15 protein-coding genes and 1 pseudogene are annotated in these 20,231 nt (G+C 46.4%); 3 read left to right on the top strand and 13 right to left on the bottom strand.

What is annotated here, in order from left to right:
- Window positions 1-34: 34 nt before the first annotated feature.
- The 9 genes from P0X86_RS05640 to P0X86_RS05600 form a co-directional block, all read right to left on the bottom strand.
- Window positions 35-601 carry an SF0329 family protein gene (locus tag P0X86_RS05640; protein WP_277748028.1) on the bottom strand — a complete coding sequence of 189 codons (567 nt, stop codon included), beginning with the start codon at window positions 599-601 and terminating at the stop codon, window positions 35-37.
- A gap of 150 nt (window positions 602-751) precedes the next feature.
- Window positions 752-1,981, bottom strand: coding sequence for an alpha-L-fucosidase (locus P0X86_RS05635; protein ID WP_277748027.1), 1,230 nt, complete (start codon window positions 1,979-1,981; stop codon window positions 752-754).
- A 78-nt stretch (window positions 1,982-2,059) separates the two neighbouring features.
- Window positions 2,060-3,766 carry an ABC transporter substrate-binding protein gene (locus tag P0X86_RS05630; protein ID WP_277748026.1) on the bottom strand — a complete coding sequence of 569 codons (1,707 nt, stop codon included), beginning with the start codon at window positions 3,764-3,766 and terminating at the stop codon, window positions 2,060-2,062.
- A 133-nt stretch (window positions 3,767-3,899) separates the two neighbouring features.
- Window positions 3,900-4,799, bottom strand: coding sequence for a carbohydrate ABC transporter permease (locus P0X86_RS05625; protein ID WP_012819147.1), 900 nt, complete (start codon window positions 4,797-4,799; stop codon window positions 3,900-3,902).
- 54 nt (window positions 4,800-4,853) lie between these two features.
- Window positions 4,854-5,849 carry an ABC transporter permease gene (locus tag P0X86_RS05620; RefSeq protein WP_277748025.1) on the bottom strand — a complete coding sequence of 332 codons (996 nt, stop codon included), beginning with the start codon at window positions 5,847-5,849 and terminating at the stop codon, window positions 4,854-4,856.
- Window positions 5,850-6,073: 224 nt separating this feature from the next.
- Window positions 6,074-7,810: a helix-turn-helix domain-containing protein gene (locus P0X86_RS05615; RefSeq protein ID WP_277748024.1), complete on the bottom strand. Its 1,737-nt coding sequence runs from the start codon at window positions 7,808-7,810 to the stop codon at window positions 6,074-6,076.
- Between the two features lie 49 nt (window positions 7,811-7,859).
- Complete coding sequence (locus P0X86_RS05610) at window positions 7,860-8,339, bottom strand: hypothetical protein (protein WP_277748023.1); 480 nt, start codon at window positions 8,337-8,339, stop codon at window positions 7,860-7,862.
- Window positions 8,340-8,511: 172 nt separating this feature from the next.
- Window positions 8,512-10,809: a thiamine pyrophosphate-dependent enzyme gene (locus P0X86_RS05605; RefSeq protein ID WP_277748022.1), complete on the bottom strand. Its 2,298-nt coding sequence runs from the start codon at window positions 10,807-10,809 to the stop codon at window positions 8,512-8,514.
- Window positions 10,806-11,828: a 2-oxoacid:acceptor oxidoreductase family protein gene (locus P0X86_RS05600; protein ID WP_277748021.1), complete on the bottom strand. Its 1,023-nt coding sequence runs from the start codon at window positions 11,826-11,828 to the stop codon at window positions 10,806-10,808. The genes P0X86_RS05605 and P0X86_RS05600 overlap by 4 nt, the downstream gene beginning before the upstream one ends.
- Window positions 11,829-12,035: 207 nt before the next feature.
- On the opposite strand from P0X86_RS05600, the gene hcp reads away from it, so the two are divergent.
- Window positions 12,036-13,721 carry a hydroxylamine reductase gene (hcp, locus tag P0X86_RS05595; RefSeq protein WP_277748020.1) on the top strand — a complete coding sequence of 562 codons (1,686 nt, stop codon included), beginning with the start codon at window positions 12,036-12,038 and terminating at the stop codon, window positions 13,719-13,721.
- A 65-nt stretch (window positions 13,722-13,786) separates the two neighbouring features.
- Here the strand turns inward: hcp and P0X86_RS05590 are convergent, their stop codons facing one another.
- Together P0X86_RS05590 and P0X86_RS05585 are read right to left on the bottom strand one after the other, a co-directional pair.
- Entirely contained in the window at window positions 13,787-14,722 is a 936-nt protein-coding gene (locus P0X86_RS05590) for an MFS transporter (RefSeq protein WP_347177534.1), read from the bottom strand.
- 712 nt (window positions 14,723-15,434) lie between these two features.
- A complete protein-coding gene (locus P0X86_RS05585; protein ID WP_277748019.1) occupies window positions 15,435-16,451 on the bottom strand; it encodes a carbohydrate-binding protein in 1,017 nt (338 codons plus the stop codon).
- A gap of 961 nt (window positions 16,452-17,412) precedes the next feature.
- Between P0X86_RS05585 and P0X86_RS05580 the strand changes: the two are divergent.
- Window positions 17,413-17,649, top strand: a pseudogene (locus tag P0X86_RS05580) (hydroxylamine reductase); the annotation flags it as partial.
- A gap of 445 nt (window positions 17,650-18,094) precedes the next feature.
- On the opposite strand, the gene P0X86_RS05575 reads toward P0X86_RS05580, so the two are convergent.
- A complete protein-coding gene (locus P0X86_RS05575; RefSeq protein ID WP_277748018.1) occupies window positions 18,095-18,370 on the bottom strand; it encodes a hypothetical protein in 276 nt (91 codons plus the stop codon).
- Window positions 18,371-18,641: 271 nt separating this feature from the next.
- Here P0X86_RS05575 and P0X86_RS05570 point away from each other — a divergent pair, with 271 nt between their 5' ends.
- On the top strand, window positions 18,642-19,511 hold the full coding sequence (locus tag P0X86_RS05570; RefSeq protein ID WP_277748017.1) for a hypothetical protein: 870 nt from the start codon (window positions 18,642-18,644) through the stop codon (window positions 19,509-19,511).
- Between the two features lie 502 nt (window positions 19,512-20,013).
- Here the strand turns inward: P0X86_RS05570 and P0X86_RS05565 are convergent.
- The gene (locus P0X86_RS05565; RefSeq protein ID WP_277748016.1) at window positions 20,014-20,223 is read right to left on the bottom strand and encodes a hypothetical protein; all 210 of its coding nucleotides are present in this window, start codon (window positions 20,221-20,223) and stop codon (window positions 20,014-20,016) included.
- Window positions 20,224-20,231: the final 8 nt, after the last annotated feature.

Raw genomic sequence — 20,231 nt, 5'->3', positions numbered from 1 at the left:
ATATGATTCTTTCAACGAAAATGATTCATGCTCATCACGCACGGCGCCGCAGTTCATAAAAATATTGCACAATCGGATGCTTTAGCTTCATCCTGTCTGCCATGTTTACAATCCGCTTTTTGCCAACTCGTCTGTCCACCAAAGCTAGAATATTCAATAAGATATCATCGCTCTCCATGCTTTCTTCTATAGAAGTAGATAAGAACTTATTCGCCGTAGCGACAAAATTGGATTTACTTAATGCAGCCTGTGCTGACAAAAGCTCTTTTGCGAGGACCGATACTTTTCTATTTCTTGCAATGACGTTGAGACGATCTTCTGGAACGGTCCCTTTGGTTTCCTTTCTGACGGCTTCCAATTCATCGTCGCTGATCGGAATTTGGATATGGGGATCATTCTTAATTTCCAGCTCCGTCTGATACCACCTTATGGAGTTGGTTTTATCACTCATATGGAGTACGTTCTTTTTATCTACCGATATATAACAAAGCCCTGCTTTATCAGGTAAATAACGATAACCGGTTGCGCGATATTCAACTCTTCCGGCTAATGCAGGACTGAGAAAACTCTCCAGCTGTTGTTTCAATTTGCTCCAGGACATGGTTCCTCCTATGTTTTCAAACCCTGAGGGGCGCGGGGTCAATCTGCATATCTTATTCAGTATGAATAAACCCCTGCCAAAAAACAACCCGTAACATTAAATAACAAAAAAACAGACTGCCGTGGCAGTCTGTTCTTGGTTTTACTAATTTCATTCCACGTGATATGCAGCCAAATTGCGGATCAAAGGCTGCTCCACGCTGGAAAGAATACGAACCCGCAATTGATCGGTTTCGACGGTGTCGAAACGGTCGATTTTTTTATGCCCGATCGCACTTCCACGCACTAGCTCTTTCCATTCGCCTTGACTGTATGCTTCGAGTACGTATTCACGCACACGCTCCCCATGAGCAATGTCTTCCATGATGATGACGTGATTGACTGGCTGAATATAATCCAGCTTCAGCAGCAGCTCGGTTCCTTCTCCACTCGTTTGGCCAACCGGCTGTCCGAATCTGCGGCGGATTTCATCTCCGAATTCGATGACGCGCTCCACATCCACTTCAGGCAGCAGCCCGCGGTTGTCCGGGGATATATTCAAGAGCAGCGTAGCGCCATGGCCGACCGAGCGGTAATAAATATCCAATACTTCCTCCAGGCTTCTTAAGCTTGCTTCATCGTCAGGATGCCAGAACCAGTGAAGCTTGCGGATCGGAACATCGCATTCGGCCGGTACCCAAGACGGAGTCCCTTCCATCCAGGTCATCATATCGCTGGTGAACATGCTCTCCTTCGCCGTGGTGGCCGTATTCCAGCACGGATAAGGCGCAACGCCGTCTTCATTCCCTACCCAGCGAATCGTTGGGCGCCCCATATTAAAGACCATCGCATCCGGCTGGTATTGATCCACCAGACCGATGATTCTGTTCCAATCGTATTCCCTGCCTTGGGAACCGGCTCCGTCGAACCATACTTCGACCAAAGGTCCATACCCGGTCAGAAGCTCCGTTAATTGCTCCGCGTAAAAATCGTCATAAGCCTCTTTATCGGGATAGCAAGGTTCATGCCGATCCCAGGGGGACAGATATAATCCGAACTGGAGCCCTTCCTCTCTGCAGGCATCGGCAACTTCCCGGACGACATCCCCTTTGCCGCCCCTCCATGGGCTGGACTTCACGGAGTAATTGGTCGTTTTCGTCGGCCACAGACAGAACCCGTCATGATGCTTTGCGGTCAATACCAGATACTTGAAGCCTGCGCGTTTTGCGGTCCTGGCCCACTGCCGGGCATCCAACTGCTCTGGATTGAAGATCTCCGGCGAATCCGTTCCGTCTCCCCACTCCTGATCGCAAAACGTGTTCATACCGAAATGGCAGAACATACCCAGCTCCATATCCTGCCATGCCAGCTGCTGCGGAGATGGCTTTGCAAGTTCATTCATTGAATCACACACCTGCTTTCTATGAAAATGATGATCCCCTGCGCAAGGGAGACCCGTGCGCAGGGAACCGATTTAGCATTATTTTCCGGCATCCAATGCCTTTTGATAGATTTCCAGGTACTGGTTCAGCTGCATGCCATCCAGCCCTTTCACATATGCATCCCATTCTTTGTTAATATCTTTGGAGCCTGTAATAAACTGGGCCATATTGGATTTCACGTAGTCGACAAGCGTTGTCTTGATCTGAGCTACGAGCTCGGCATCTTCAAGCGCGATGAACAATCCCGATGGATATTGCTCCTTGGATTGATACGGTTCATATTCCTCGGAGACTTGATTCAGACGGGTACCGTATCCATCGGGAGCGAGCGGATCCTGAGGAGCTGTCCAGGACGCACGATAAGCGTAGGTTCTCAGTGATGGACCGATCTGCTCCCAACCGTCATTATGCGTCGGCTTTTTGTCGGGGATAGGAATAGCTGTATATTTAGCCTGCTTCCCATCCATACCCTTTTCTCCGGATTCAGCTTTCTTCCAACCTTTGCCTTCAGGGCCATGTTCCTGCAACACGATCGCTTCTTCCGTATACATATAATCCGCTAACCGGATGGCGGCAATCTGCTGCTCTTTCGTCGCTTTATTCGTTATCGCAAATTGCGAGACACCGATTCCCGCAAAATTCAGCGTCTGCTGCACACCATTCGGGCCTTTCAGCGGCGGCAGGGCAACATAATCTTTATGACGCGGCGCCTTATCATCCATGCTGTAAGCATAACTGATTAAAGCAGTTGATAACGTACCCATAATATTGTCCGGTTCCCGGTTGGCCATTTGCTGAACCGCATCGGCATTCTGGGTAAAGGCTGCGGGATCAATTAATCCCTCTTTGTACAATTGATTCAGATAAAGGAGGCCTTGCTTCCACTCTTCTTTGTTTGCCGTAAAATCAACTTTGCCATCCATGACGCGGAGGAACGTACCCGAACCCTTGTCGACGTAATCATCAAGGATAAACGAGTTCATCAGGAAGGCGGAGACGTTGCCTGCCCACATTTCATCCGAGCCTGTCAGCGGGATTTCATCTTGTTTGCCGTTGCCGTTCGGATCCTTCTCTTTGAACGCTTTCAGCACAGTATAAAATTCGTCAGTGGTCGTTGGAACAGGCAGTCCCACTTGATCGAGCCATTTTTTATTGATCCACATTTTGAGCGCATTGTCACAATGGTAGCATTCATTGACCTGCGGCAATGCATAGATGTTGCCGTCCGGAGTCGTGATGGAGGCTTTCATGTATGGGATATCCTCCATCGCTTTCTTGATATTGGGTGCATATTGGTCTATCAAATCATTCAGAGGGATAAACACGCCCTGCGACCCATACTTCATCTGCTCTTCCTTGGTCAAATTCGCTTGGAGAATGACTTCAGGATAATCGCCGCCGGCCAGCATGAGCTGCTTGCGGTCGTTCAAAGCATTTTCCGGTACTAGGTCCCAAGCGATATTGATGTTCGTCTTCTCTTCAAGATGTTTGGTAAATAGGTTGGTATCCATGTTTTCGATTGACGCAAACTGAGGCGCGAACATTTTAATGGTCATCGGCTCCTTCACGATCGGATAGGAACCAACGGCATTAAATAAATCTTCATTGGCAGCACCGTTGTCGTCCGTCTTGCCAGTTGACTGATTGCCGGAATTGGTTCCGCCGCAGGCACTAAGCAGCAGCATGCAAGCCATTAGGCAGCTAATGACACCTAGCCAGTTTTTCTTCTTCATGCTCTTTTCCATCGAATATACCCCCCGTTTATCATCCGTATTTCGGGCGTTTGGCCCTTTCCTATGCTTTTGTCTCCACCAGCTTTTGCCGTATCTGAATAATGTACGGCCTCACCTCCTTGAAACCATGATCGCTCTGTCATGATCAGCCCTTTAGCGAGCCGATCATGACGCCTTTGACAAAATGTTTCTGGACGAAAGGATATATGATAAGCACAGGCAAGCTGGCAACAACGATCAAGGAATATTTCAGCAAATCCTTGAGCCCCTGCTGCGCCTGCATCTGGCTCACATCCGCCATCATGGAAGCATCGACTGAATTCAGAATTAGAATGTTTCTGAGAATGATTTGAAGCGGGAACAAGTCAGGACTCCTTAAGAAGATCAGTGCATCAAAATAAGCATTCCAATGCCCGACTGCATACATCAAGGTCATGACCGCAATAATGGGTTTGGACAGCGGCAGGACAATGCTGAATATGAACCGGATGTCACTGCATCCGTCCAGCTCCGCGGCTTCCGCCAATTCATCGGGTATCGTGGTTTGGAAAAACGTCCTGGCAACGATAACCTGGAATACCCCCAGTGCCCCCGGTAAAATCATGGCCCACCGCGTATCCAGCAGATGGAGATTCTTTACGACGAGGTAATAAGGAATCAGTCCTCCTTCGAACATCATCGTGATCACCAGCAGAACCATGAAGAAATTGCGGCCGTAAAGCGACTTCTTCGCCAGCGGATAAGCCAGCATAATCGTGAGCGTTACATTGATGAGGGTGCCGACAACGGTATAAAAGAGGGAATTCAGATAGCCGACGCCGATCTGCGGATTATTGAATACCGCCTTGTAACCGTCCAGCGTAAAATCTACGGGAAACAGCCACACCTTGCCCGATGTAACCGCCTGAGGCGAGCTGAAGGACGAGCTTACGATGTAGATTAATGGTACAGCTACGGCAATAAGAACCAGGGTCAAGAACAGATAGATCAAGAACATGAAGAGGCGGTCGCCTTTCGATTCACGTATAGCGGCTTTTTTGAACATAGGGTCTCCTCTCTTTCCAAAGTTGCTATTGTTTACTGGCTGCGTAGAACAGGCCTACCACAAGCTGCTGTTCGACAGCTTTCTGGCGATGTAATTGACGGACACCAGCAGAATAAGATTGATGACCGAGTTGAAGAGACCGATCGCCGTTGAGAAGCTGAAGCTGGAGCCCAGCAAACCAACCTTGTACACATAAGTGGATATGACTTCCGACGTGCTTAAATTAAGCGGATTTTGCATCAGGTATATTTTCTCGAATCCTAGCTTCATGATGTTGCCCAGATTGAGAATGAGCAGAATGACCGATACGGGAATAAGGCTTGGAATATCGATGTTCAGAATCTTCTGGATGCGGGACGCGCCATCTACCTTGGCTGATTCGTACAGCTCAGGGTTAACGCCGGACAGTGCCGCGATGTAAATAATCGCTCCGTAACCTGTAAATTGCCAAACATCGGACCAGACGTAAATGGACTTAAACAGGCCCGGTATACCCATAAAATTCGTGTTACTCATACCTAACATCTCGAAAAATTTACTGATCATCCCCACATTTGGCGTCAAGTTGACGATAATGATCGAAACCATGATCACCGTAGATATGAAATAAGGGGCATATGAAACCATCTGTACCGTCTTCTTGAATAGGCCGTTGCGGATTTCATTCAGCGCGAGTGCCAGCAGGATCGGTGCGGGAAAGCCTACGATCAATCCGTAGAAGCTAATGCCAAGCGTATTCTTAATGTAGAGCCAGAAGTTCGGCGAATCGAAGAACTGGCGAAAATATTTCAGCCCGACCCAGTCGCTGCCCCAGATTCCCTGGATGACGTTATAATTCTTGAATGCGATTACAATACCGGCCATCGGTATGTATTTGAAAATAATCAAATAAAGCACGGGTAACAAGAGAACGAGATACAACTGCCAATGACGCTTAATTTGTTTTCCTCTGGACCTTCCTTTCTTCACTTCTGGCAGCGCTTTCAATGTTATGGGAGGTTTCGGTTCCAGGCTTGGTTCGGTTTGAAGCCTAGCGTTCAGTCTCGGCATGCGGGTTAGCTCCTTTCGTCCACTCCTACTTTCAGGTCCTTGCGATGTAAACCGAGTGTATACAACAATGTCATCCGGCAACAAGAAACAAAAATAAAAACGACTAACCGTTTTCGCCTGGGCCTCCTCATCGAAAGCGAATCAGGGTTCATGCAAGGCGGACGGAACGCCTTAACAGCGGGTTCATTCTCAATCAAAAAAGGCAGCGATCCATGATCGCCGCCTTAACCGTTTTCTACTGCTGAATCATTTTCTCCCGGTTCCTTGGCCTTCCGGCCATTCCTGTATTCGCCCGGGGTAACTCCAGCCGTCCTCTTGAAAACGCGGGTAAACGAAATAGCATGGGCATATCCGACCCGCTCTGCGATCTCCTGCACGGAATAATCGGTTTCCGTCAGCAGCCGCTTCGCTTCCTTCATACGGATATCAATCAGGAAATCAACGAACCTTTGTCCGGTATTTTCCTTAAACAATTTGCTCACATATTTGGCGTTCAGCTGATACCGATCGCCCAGCATTTCAAGGGACAGATCCGGATTCGCATAGTCATACTCAATTAAATCGCATATGTTTCTAATGATGCTGGAGTATTGGTTGTCATTATGAATCTGCTTCATCTGTTCATAATGCTCCGTCAGCACTTGTTTAATTTCCTGTCTCAGCTGTTCCAGGGAATGGGAATTATCCACCTTAACCGTCAGCTTCGGCAATCCTTCCTGTATCCACTTGTTGTAGATTTCCTTGCCGAGTCCCGACATTTCGCGGCCGGTGTAATAAACCAGATAATTCATCAGGCTGAATATTTCATCATTGGTCAAGAAGCTGTTCTTCAGCTGTTCAAACCATTGATCGTAATCCTCGCTCCACTGCTCCTTCTGCATTCTGAAGGACTGGATGATGGCACGAATCTCACCTAAATGCGTATAGACCTCGACAATGCCATGTCTCGAAATATCCTCGCTGCGGATCAAACGATTCTCACCGAGCACGATTTTATACTTTAAGGCTTGCATCGCATCTTTATAGGATTGCGGAATATCGCCAATCTGATCCGTCGACCGACCCATTCCCATCGTAATTGTAAATTTCAAGTTTTGGTGCGTCCATGCCAGGAGTTGTTCCGCAATCGGAACCAGTACGGCCTCCTCAAACTTGTCCTGATCCCGTTCTTCAAACAGAATAATGGACAGGTTGGAAGGTGATGTCCATTCCGACCACAGCCGGCAGTCCCATTTCGAAGCGATCTCATCCACGACCGTCCGCAGAGTGAATTTAAGCAGATCTTGATCGGTCTTGGAATAATCCCGGCAGAAATCCCCGTACTTATCAATCTCCAGGATGAGCATACGATATCGATCCAGTGGCAGCGGCAAATTCAGTCGAGCCGCTTCAGACTTCCATTCGGATACAGATAGAGGCGAGTCCCCTTCGATCAGCTGGCGGAACATAAACCGGGTCCTGACATGGAGATCCTCCCGGTATTTCTCCTGATATTCCTTGGATTGTTCCAGTATGTTGTCAAAGGCGGATTCGATAAATGCGAATTCATCCAGCTTCCCCTTACGTCGGTTACTGCTCACCACCGGAAGCGAATAGCTGCTGAAACGGGCAGCGATCTCCTCAATTGGCTTGGAATTTCGCCTGGAAACATAAATCATCCATAGGAAGCCGATGGCAATCATGCCAAGACCTATGATAAACCAAAGATTATAGAGATAAGAGATAGCGCTTACAAAACCGTTGTTCAACAAACCGCTTCCATAGTTCCAATTCGTATAGCTTGATACATACTGGGAATTGACTTGGGATGGCGGACGATCCGCTTTGGTGCCGAACAAATGATTTCCGAAGGTATCCTGAACCTGAATGAAGCTCATGTTGGAATCCAGCATCTCTTCGGTAAGCTTGTTCAAGGATTCCGTGCTCACATTGACAACGATCATGCCTAAGTCGTTTTTCATGTAAGGCGATCCTCTGACCAGGCTGACCACCTGTTTGCCGCCCTTCATTTTAAATTGTTCGAAATTTTTTCGCGCCTGTCCATTTCGGCGTTTTCGATACTTGATATTGTTCAATAAATTCATGGTCCGGATATGTACTTACGTATCCATTGGTGGCATTGCTGAGCACATAGCCGTCCGAATTCCTCACCAGATAAATCGAATCGATCAAGGGATAATAATTAATAATCTCCTTGAGCTTCTGAACAGCTTGAATATTAATATAGGGATCGCCAACGGCAGATGATTTGAAAAAATCATTCAAAGCCTTGCTGTTGATGCTCTCGAGAACGATCATATTGTCGATCACCTTCAGGGACGTGTCCACCATGCGCATCGCTTGCAAGGAAAGCGATTTATTGGCATTCAGCGCCTCCCGCCGGCTCTGTTCGCTGAACAGCTGGAAGAAAACAAAAAATATAAAGGTAATCACAATGACAAAAATAGGCATATAGGAGAGCAATAGACGCTTGTACCAGGATCTCTGCATGATCAACCCTCCCACCGTTTTTTCACAAATTTTTAATTATTATAACTTAAAAAGCACCTTTTGGGTTATAGTTCTCCATAGTCATAACGATACGCCCATACCTAATCAAAAAAAAAAGAAGCGGGACAATACCCGCTCCGTTGTTTAAACCTGGTATGCTAATTTGAATATTTTATAGCAGCGGGTTCTCGTGTTTCGCTTTCAGAATCGACCAGCGCCGCTCCACTTCTTTTTCAAATTCGCCAAGCATTTCTTTGTTTTCTTCCTTGAGCAGATGTCTTGATTTGCCCATGTATTTCAGCCAGTCGCTGAGCGGCACCTGTTTTTTCTTCGCTTCAGGATCGTACGTAATATTCGTTTCTCCCTGCTCCACTTCATACAGCGGGAAGAAGTTTGAATTCACGGCCGCGCGGACGATGTTCTCCCCATCCTTGTCGCTCGATTTCCAGTTCAGCGGGCATGTGATCAGCAGCTTGCCGTAGACGGTACCTACATTCTGAGCGTACCACTGCGCTTTCGCCGCCTTTTTCACAAGATCCTGCGGGAATGCTTCCGTCCCCGTGAATACATATGGAATATGTGCCGCCGCCATCATTTGCACCGTATCTTTATGATGGAACGCTTTGCCCTGCTGCTGTTTGCCGACTCCGGACGTACTGGTCATATGCCCTAATGGCGTAGAATACGAAAGCTGTGCACCGGTGTTCATGTAGCCTTCATTATCATATTCCAGAATAATCAGGTTATGGCCCCGCAGCGCCGTCCCGATGGCCGAGCCCATCCCGATGTCCATGCCGCCGTCGCCGGTCACCATCACAAAAGTGAAATCCTCAGGAACTTCGATTTCCCCGCGGCGTTTCTTCTCAAGGAACGCTTCTACCGTGCCGGATAAAGTAGCCGGTCCGTTCTGGAACAAATTATGAATAAAGCTCTGCTTATGCGAGTTATACGGATAACCCGTTGTTGTGATATAGGCGCAGCCGGTATGGAATAACGTAACGACATGGCCTTCAATCCCTTTGAAAAAGAGCTCCAGCGCCGGGAAAATACCGCAGCCCGGGCAAGCTCCGTGACCGGAAGCAAACCGTTTCGGTTTCGCGGCAAGCGCACGCATCGGCGGTACTTTAACGGCTAGTTTACTTGTCCCTTCATCCACCTTTACGGTGATCAGGCCAGATTTAAAGCTGTCTCCATTCATCGGGGCAATGACCGGCTCCAGCCTTTGCTCCTCAGCTCCCGGTGTTTGGCCGTAATAATCAAACGGCGCTTTGGCATAACCGAGCTCCATGGCCTCGATCGTCGAGGCAAAAAAGGCTTCCGCGTCATCCGCGTAATAGTCTTTCCCGCCAAGACCAAATATGCGGGACAGCACAATAGGCTGCGGACCACGGATTTCCTGGAGGGCCGCTTTGACCTCATGGGTCAGATTGGCCCCGTGTGCGCCGTAAGAATCGGCACGTTCGCCAACCAGCAGTGCTTTGACACCTATAAGCGCTTCGCGGATTTCTTTTGCCGGGAACGGCCGGAGAATATTCGGGCTGATTATGCCCGCTTTAATTCCTTTCGCCCGCAGCCGATCCACGACGTCTTTGGAGGATTCGGCCGCCGAATTGAGCAGGAATAAAGCCACCTCTGCATCTTCCATGCGATACAGATCAAGCGGCGAATAGGATCTTCCGGATACAGCTGCGTATTCCTTTGCCACTTCCTTGAACACCTCGCCCGCACGATACATGGCGTTTGACTGTTGGAAGTGGTTGTTCATCAAATCGTCGCCGTTCATGTAAGCCCCAACAACGATCGGGTTGTTCTCGTCCAGCACATGTGGATATTCAGGCGCCTGTTCCCCTACAAATCCCTGAACGGTTTCCCGGTTCGTAAATATGTGTACCCGGCGTTTCTGGTGCGATGTAAAAAATCCGTCATAAGCTACAATGACCGGCAGGCGTACGTCTTCATGTTCAGCGATTCGCAGCGCCATGATATTCATGTCATACACTGCCTGCGGTGAACGGGCGCTCAAAATCACCCAGCCGGTGTTCAGGCCGTAGTAAAGATCCGAATGGTCACCGCGAATATCCAGCGGTCCGCTGACTGCACGCGTCACCAGATTCATGACCATCGGGAAACGTGTGCCCGCTTGCACAGGAAGCTGTTCGATCATATACAGGAAACCATTCGCGCTGGTAGCATTGAATACCCGTGCTCCGGCTGCGGCCGCACCGTAGCAAATCCCCGCCGATCCATGTTCGCCGTCAGCTGGAATGAGCTTGATGTCATGTTCGCCGCGTGTACGCATCATGTCAAGATATTGGGCGATTTCCGTAGAAGGCGTAATCGGAAAATAACCCATCATGTGATAGTTAATCTGGGCAGCCGCCATGGCAGCCATTTCGTTGCCCGATTCGAAGACTTCCGTTTGAGCAGCCGCCAGCTTGTTCTCCGTTGTTTCTTGAATTTGCATATTCATGATCGGACTCCCTCCGCGGTTAAATAGGGAAAAATTTGCGGCACACGGTGCTGCTCCGCATAATGCGGCTCTTCTAACATGGCAGCCAAAGCGGTGGTCGGACAAGCTTCGATACACTTCAAGCAGCCTTTGCAATACTGATAATCGATACCTTTCATAAACATCTGCATATTCCCGCGCTTATCCGGCTTCGTCTCCCACACGATGCAGAAATCCGGACATACCGTATCGCAGGCGGCACAGTGAATGCAGTCCTCGATCTTGTACTCTGGCAAATATCCCTGCCGAGAGCCGCTAAGATCCTTCAGGACACTGTTCGCCGTAACGTTCAGAATCCCGCCCAGCTCCTGCGTTTCATATCCAAGAATCGGCTGCGGCCTTGCGAAAGCGATTCGGTCTATAAGCTCTGATCCGTTTCCCAAGGAAAGGAACCGGACTTCGTTATATCCTCTGTCAAAGGTCCTCACATTCGCTTCCACGAGGTGGGGCAGCTTTTTCTCAAATGTTGTGCGGATCACCTGCCGCATATCGTCCGGGTTCAGGAAGCTGCAAATCCGGAACAATGCCCCCAGCATGGCCGTATTCACTTTGGTTTTTTCCTCAACGGAAATGTTCAGCGCATCAACGACGGCCAGCGTTCCCTGGGTCATGTTCAGATCAACGGCCACTTCGGACAGCGCTCGCGCCGTATTCACAAGCACCGTTCCATCAGGCCGTAATCCGCTTATGACATCGATCGTCTTATACAATGCTTCATGAAATACGCCGACGACATGCGGCTGCTCAATGGGACTGTGATCGCGGATTTCCACCTCGGAATCGCAGAACCTTACGAAACTCTTCACCGGCGACCCTTTTTTCTCCGAACCATAGCTGGAAAAATTCGAGCCGTTAAGTCCGGAGCCGGTAACCCCGGCTTCGGCCAGCATTTTTCCGGCCAGATTGGCGCCAAGCCCGCCGATGGATTCGAGACGGATCTCGAAAAATCCCAGTTCATTCTTTTGAGGTAAAATCGACATGTTCTCTCCTCATTTCTTCTTAGGTCATTAATTCCAGTTTAAAAGAAGAAACGGACCGGGTTTGTGATTAAACTCACTACTCAAGAAATTGTGATTCCAATCACTATGTCGGTTGTGGGAGCGAAGTATACTGTCTTCAACAGTCCAATTGCGAGGCAATCTTATACTGACCTTACGACAAATAATCACGAAATTGGAGGAGAAATTATGAATAACAACGCCCAAGAGACCTTACAGCATCAGCCGTCCATGTTCTGCTTTCAATGTCAGGAAGCATCCAAAGGAACAGGCTGCACCATTGTCGGCGTATGCGGCAAACCGCATGATGTGGCAAACCTGCAGGATTTGCTGATTTATCTGCTGAAAGGCATCTCTTTTCTCAGTCTGGATGTCCGGCTGCCGGAGGTGCTTGAACAGCGCGTATCGCTGTTTATGATGGACTCCTTGTTTGCAACGATTACGAACGCCAACTTTGACCGCGAGGTGTTTGTGGGAAGAATCCGGGAAGCGATCGAGCTCCGCGGCGAGGTGCGCACCTATTATAACGAACAATATCCGGAAGGAACCGCCAATCTCCCTGATGCTGCCGTCTGGCAAGCGGATAACGAAGCTGCTTTTGATGAAAAAGCACGTACGGTGGGTGTCCTCTCGACCCGCAATGAAGACATCCGCTCGCTGCGCGAATTGATTACGTACGGCTTGAAGGGGATGGCTGCTTATACGTACCACGCGCTGCATCTGGAGAAGGATGATCACGAATTAAACCGTTTTATGCGCCGTGCGCTTGCCGCCACGCTTGACGACAGCCTGGAAGTGCAGGATCTGGTCGCTTTGACGATGGAAACCGGGAAATACGGCGTAAACGCCATGGCGATGCTGGATGAAGCGAACACCTCGGTTTACGGAAATCCGGAAATTACGAAGGTCAATATCGGGGTAAGCAACCGGCCCGGCATTCTCATCAGCGGCCATGATCTGAAGGATTTGGAGGAGCTGCTGAAGCAGACGGAAGGAACCGGCGTGGACGTGTACACGCACAGTGAAATGCTGCCTGCCCACTATTATCCGGCATTCAAGAAATATGAGCATTTTGTAGGCAATTACGGGAATGCGTGGTGGAAGCAGAATAGCGAATTTGCAGCCTTTAACGGACCGATATTAATGACGACCAACTGTATCGTTCCGCCGAAAGACAGTTATAAGGACCGTATCTATACAACAGGCAACACGGGGTTTCCGGGTGTCCGCCATATTCCAGAAGGAACAGACGGTGCTCCCAAAGACTTCTCCCTACTAATCGAGCAAGCGAAAGGATGCCCCGCTCCAACGGAGCTTGAAACGGGTGAGATCATCGGCGGCTTCGCTCATGCCGCTGTGATGAATGTGGCCGATCAAGTCGTCGATGCCGTGAAATCCGGGGCGATCCGCCGCTTCTTCGTCATGGCCGGCTGCGATGGACGGATGAAATCCCGCAGCTATTACACCGATTTTGCGGCTGAACTTCCAAAAGACACGGTCATTCTAACGGCAGGCTGTGCCAAATACAAATACAATAAACTGGATCTAGGCGAAATCGGCGGCATTCCGCGGGTACTGGACGCTGGTCAATGCAATGATTCTTACTCCCTCGTCGTGATTGCATTGAGGCTGAAGGAAGTATTCGGCCTTGAGGATATTAATGATTTGCCGATTTCCTATAACATTGCCTGGTATGAGCAAAAAGCGGTGATCGTGCTGCTTGCCCTGCTGTATCTTGGCGTTAAAAATATTCATCTGGGCCCTACGCTCCCCGCATTCCTGTCGCCTAACGTTGCCAAAGTCCTCGTGGAAAACTTCGGTATCGGCGGCATTACCAATGTGGAAGATGACATGAACATGTTCCTTGGTGCCTAAAAAAGAATGCCCTCACCGGGGCATTCTTTTTCTTAAATTCAGTAATTGTGTAGGATGAGTGCACATCAGCCGCGTTGAACAGATAGCATACTTCTCAATCGACTTCCCGTGAAAATGCTGCTCACTAGCAGTACGAATCCGCCAAACAGATAGGGCAAGTTAAAGTGGACTTCAAACAAAATACCTGCCAGCATCGGTCCAAATATCGTACCGAGACTCGTATAAGCGTTATTCATCCCTGCAACAAATCCCTGTTCATCCCCGGCCACTCTGGACAGCAGCGTATTGATCGTGGGACGCAATATATTATTGAACGTAAAGAACAACATCGTAACTACCATGACATAGTAGAAATGGCCGGAGAATAATAAGAATACAAGGGATACTGCGGATAACAATAGCATGGCAACGATGATTCGTTTTTCTCCGAATCGTCGTGTGATCCGGTCGGTGAACAGCAGTTGGTTCAACGTGCCGATGAGCGAACATACGGTAAGCAGTATAGCGATTTGACGCGTCGTGAATCCGTAGACTTGTACGACAAAAAGCGGGAAAATCGCTTCAAAATGCGTTAAACCGAAGGTCATGGCGAACACAATGAGCAACAGGACAAAATAGCGAGACCGAACCGAAAGCACGATTTGCCGGAATACATTTTCCCTCTTCTCCTTCACTTGACGACGCATCCGGTGAAGGTCCGCCGACAGCGATTCAGGCAATCCCCATAGACTGCAAACCATGGCCAGCAGCCCTACGCATGCGGATACATAGAAGGGCATCTTAATGCCCCATTCCGCAAGCAATCCGCCGACACCCGGACCAATAATAAACCCGGATGTCATCGACGCACCTAACCATGACATGGCCTTGCTGCGCTGCTCATCTGCTGTAATGTCGGCAATATAAGCAATAATGGACGGGATTAAGGCTGCTGAGCCTACTCCGCCAATTAACCGTGATACGAATAATAAAGTTAGATCGCCCGCGAACGCTGCGAGCAAGTTGGAGATCCGTTCGCTCTAAACTGCTCAAGAAGTTCCGGTATGATTGGTATGACAAGACCCATACTAAGATTAGCGAGAAACATGTTGAGCAGTAGTAATGGAAACGCTGACTTCTTTAACATTTAGGACCACCTATATCGAATGGATAAAAACCATGAATCGGAAACTGAATAACAGTCCCCCCTCAATCTGCATTTGTATATGTTAGCATGCGGCTATCTATAATAAAAATATGAAAAACATATACGGGATGAATCTTTTTGATATACATGGAGGATGCTCCTGTATAATTCGACCGACATATCAAGTCCAGAAAATCGTTTTTTGAAAAGTATCTACATTAAAAGAGAACGCCTCTGAAGTTGATGGGGCGTTCTCTCGATTCATGGATTCATGTGATGATCCGGCACTAAATTGGCTCAGTTTTGACAAAAGAATACTACCTGTCGCATCTCATCTATTCCTTTGCGAACCATCAATATTAGGCACTCCACATGGGACGAATACTTACTATTGATAGAAGGTTTTCCCTCGATCTTTCCTCGATCTTTCTTCGAAAAAAACCTGATAAATAAAAAAGGGCATAGGTTATGCAAGCAATGATCTGCTTGGCAACTCATGCCCTTTCTAATTAAATTAGCCGCCTCCACTCAACAAGCAAATCCTTCACGTCTCGCTATTTTTCAATTTACATCATCAATGTAACCCCTTAATTCTTACCGCCATAGCCCTTATAAGTAGCGTACACTGCATCTGCATATTGATCTGCCAGAATCGGACGGCCATAAGAATCCGTAGCTCCCGGATACCAATTATCTCCACCGTTGTAGTGTAATAATCCGTTGTAGATATTTCCAAACTTCGTAATCTTCTCATTTAAAATCAACGCGCCCAGATATACCTGATCTTGTTCACTGCTATGATTATACGCACGGCCAAATTTTGAGCTGAATTGAGATAAATACGCATTGCGTGTGTTTGGTTCTACCTGCATTAAACCGTCGCCGGCCGATGGATTACCCGGTAAACCTGCTCCAAAGCTGCTTTCCTTTTTGATAACGGCACTTAGCAATAAAGCAAAATCTCCGTCTTTCCCATAGGCATTGTCCGCATTCATAACATATGTCCATATATGGCTTGGAACCTCGGCAGGCTTTGTTACTGTAGGAGGAGGTGAACCCGTATAAATTTTGACCGATGACATTTTGTCATTGATCGTGTTGCCAACCCAGGAAGAATCTGAAGTGAAGGTCCACTTGGTTCCTCCAAAATTATCATTCTCATATACTTCAACCGTCCAACCGCTTGGAACCTTAAGGGACGACATCCAGTCGTTCGGAATTCCGTTTGCGTTCAACTGAGACAGTGTATAATTGCCTATCCCGAGTGTCACTGCTTTTCCTCCATAGTTTATATCTGCATAGAATGTTACTCCGTTCGTTGCCGGTGGTGTGGTTGGTGGCGTAGTTCCGCCGCTACCGCCTTTCTGCCATAAAGCAGGGACATTGGACGGTTCCCAACCTACTTGAGAAGTATGTGCCTGAAGACAGGTATAAGTGCTTCCACTATAGGTTACTGTGTCATTTACTGCATATGCCGTATTTGGAGCCCATGCCCCTCTAGCAGCTGCGTTTACTGACGGTAAGGCTGCGCAGAATGTGGATAGAAATACTGCTAAAACTACCAAAAGTGATAAGGGCTTAAAAGAAAACCTTTTATTAGTCATTTTCAAACCTCCTTGTTTCTTTATGTATCTGTAGCGCTCCCATGAGACATGCCACAGGTTTAAAATGTACTATTATCTTACTTTATTTCCATTTTCTAAATTAATTCCACATTTTTTAATGTAGGAGTATGTGAAAATCGGGACCCAAAACGCAATTAATGTCGAGCTAAACAGAAGAAAGACTATGGACTTGAAATGATATAATCGATATCTTTGTTCGAGAGAAATCCAGTAAGTTATCCCGCTTGTTCAGCACCAATCGCACTTAATTGAGTGTTAGGAGCTTGTCCGTCTGCTTTATAATGTAGAACAACATAAATATTTTTCATTCATTTTTCCTCCCTATAAGCCAATGTTGCTTGTTAGATCTTTGTAGCTTCCTGACTCAGGAACGCCTTTTTGAACAATCGCCATCAAATTCTCAGAGAATCCATAAGCTGCAAATTCTTGAATCGGAACCATCTTCACACCACTTATAGGATTACTATCAAACTGGTTCGATGGCCGGGTTTGTGATCAAACTCACAACTTAAGAAATTGTGATTCCAATCACTATTTTGGTTGTGGGAGCGAAGTATACTGTCTTCAACAGTCCAATTGCAAGGCAATTTTATACTGACCTTACACAAAAAATCACGAAATTGGAGGAGACATAATGAATAACAAGGCGCCAGAACAGACCTTAAAGCATCAGCCGTCCATGTTCTGCTTCAATGTCAGGAAGCATCCAAAGGAACAGACTGCACCATTGTCGGCGTAAGCGGCAAACTGCATGATGTGGCAACCCTGCAGGATTTGCTGATTTATCTGCTGAAAGGTATCTCTTTTCTCAGTCCGAATGTCCGGCTGCGGAGGTGCTTGAACAGCGCGTATCGCTGTTTATGATGGACTCCTTGTTTGCAACGATTACGAAAGCCAACTTTGACCGCGAGGTTTTGTGGGAAGAATCCGGGAAGCGATCGAAATCGGCGGTATTCCGCGGGTCCTGGACGCTGGTCAATGCAATGATTCTTACTCCCTCGTCGTGATTGCATTGAAGCTGAAGGAAGTATTCGGCCTTGAGGATATTAATGATTTGCCGATTTCCTATAACATTGCCTGGTATGAGCAAAAAGCGGTGATCGTGCTGCTTGCCCTGCTTTATCTTGGCGTTAAACATATTCATCTGGGCGCTACGCTCCCTGCATTCCTGTCGCCGATCAAGTCGTTGATGCCGTGAAATCCCGGAACTATTACACCGATTTTGCGGCTGAACTTCCACCGGAAATTCACTTTAATGACATCCAGGAGTTCTTTAGATTTCAAACCTTCTCTGGCCAACATTTAAACGACCGTTTTCAGTGGCAGATCACAGACGTAAGTTATCCTGGCGACCTGCTCATAAGCAGTGCTGGATTCAAAACAAAAGAACCTCGATTTTAATCAAGGTTCTCTAAGGTATTGTTAATCGTTAATGTTCAAACAGCTCTCCGCATCGTCCGACCCAATTAAGAATGTAACGATAATTCGCTGCATCTTATTCTGCAGCTCTAATTCATTCCATTCACCACAAATAAGATCATGAGGATGAATCTAACCCTGTGACAGCCCGCAGCTGCAGGCTGGCCGAACAATTCCGATAGCGATTTGCTAATCTATTTTTCTTATTTATTTAAACGATCTGAAAACAATTTGTACACAGTTAAGAAAAGTATGCTCAGAACAATTACTGTGATACTCAGTCGGTCAACAGCGAGTTCGTAAAACACTTCATATCCATTAATTATTCTGCCATGGGATACTGTTGACCATAACGGCGCAAATTTATATCCAGCAATTTCTTGTTGCGGTCCCCAAACCAATTTAAAGGGCACCAGTAAGATACCTACTACAATGAGAAGAATCATGTAAATTAAAATAATTAAACGTTGCGTATTCAATAGAACACCTCCACATAATGATTTAATTCTATATTATAAGTGAAACAAACAGTAATTTATGTATTATCCTAACATTTTTATCTGTAGTAACCAACATTATATCAAAAAAGGCGTTTTTCTCTCTTTGTAATTAGATAACCATATTGTATTTATTTGAAATAAAATCAAACATAAAGATAAAAAACAATATTTTAGAAAACTATTGAAAATAATGGAATTTAGGTGTACCCTAATTTATGTAAACAAATACATAGAAGGGAAGTGTATTAAATTGTCTATTGTTAAAAAACTAGTTTTAACTGCCACAATTGCTTCTTTTTCACTAACCGGAACTGCCTTAGCTGATGCTAAGAATTACATCGAAATTACACCGCACAATGTAACAATTCAGGAGTCCTCTAACAATCTTTCTTCTGATGCGGTCAGTAATGCAGATAATGATCGGGCAGTGAGAATTGAAAAAGTAGCAGAATTAAGCGGAGTGGATAAGCAAACTGGGAAGATATCTGATGAAGCGTTGTTTAAAAAGTCATTGCTAGAATTCTTTAATACCGATCCAGTGAAATATGAAAGCAGCATCAAGAATATTGATAGTATTATAGCTAATATTTCATCTAACAATGTTAAATCATCCGGTGTGATTACTCCTACACAAGTTATTATGGAAGGGTGGTCCAAAGAACCTACTCTTAGAAGCTCCACTAACTATGTAACATATACAACAAATTGGATTACAGAAGATAATTACCGTTCTTCTGTACCAATTAAAGCCACCTATACAAAATCATTAAAGACAACTCAGTCATTAGGTTTTAATGGAGCATCAGAAATTAAAAGCAAGTTTGGATTCAGTGCTTCTTATTCAGTCGAACAATCTGCAAGCATTACCCAAGGTGTAGATGTCCCTGCCTGGACAGTATGGGGAACTCGTCCATATATAAAATTCAGAACGGATACCTATCAAGGCGAATATTATTTAACTATCTTTAATGGAAGTTATATAGAGACTGTTTACTATGATAAGACTGGTAGCAATAATGTTCTGTTAACTCGATCTAATGAATATTGGTCAAGAGAAAATTCAAGCAAAAACACATCAGCGACAACACCAGCACCACCAACTGGTGCTCCAAACGTATAAGTGATTTTAAAGAAGGTCCGTCCAAAGTATACTCGTTGGACGGACCTTCCATAATCTTATCTGCTGTTGTCAGCTAAAAACTTGGACTAGGCTTTCCTGATTAACAGTGCGCAACATTCCATATGCCTTATATTTCCATAGGATTAACTCTGTCGCACGTATTTTCCTGAACCTTTGTATTTATTGGTCTTTGTATTCCAGGTGAATATTCCCTCTGCCAGATCCCAGCCGCCTTCGATTCTGTGGTTATTCCAGTACTGATGTACTTTACCCTTTGAATCAATGTAAACTCCCTGATCCCCCATTAATAGAAGAGCTTTACTCAATGTCCCATACTGAAGTCGATATACATAGAGTTGTGTATTTGAGGGGAAATAAGAGTACGTAACAGCCACATGCTTCTCATTCTTCGATACGGTAAACACTTGGATCGTCGGTGGTTCAAAGCTTTCATCACTTACAATCCCTGTGTTAATTAAAACAACATGTCCCTTTGCGTTAATCAGATAAAAATTACCTGATTCAGTGAAAACGATTCTTTTTTCTTGTCATTGTTAATGTCATCGGTTTTAACGATCTTAACCACTTCATTAGGGTACTTTTCAGCAAGGATATCCTTAGGTTTCTTTGCTGCAGCAGAGACACTACCCGTAAATGCAAAGAATACTGCGAAGCTGAGCAATAATGCCATTGAAGAAAATTTGCCTTTCATAAAATAAG

Origin of the sequence: Paenibacillus sp. BR1-192, assembly GCF_029542445.1 — a bacterium.
Lineage (GTDB): Bacteria > Bacillota > Bacilli > Paenibacillales > Paenibacillaceae > Paenibacillus_AQ > Paenibacillus_AQ lautus_A.
This window is presented reverse-complemented; position numbering and strand designations above follow the sequence as displayed.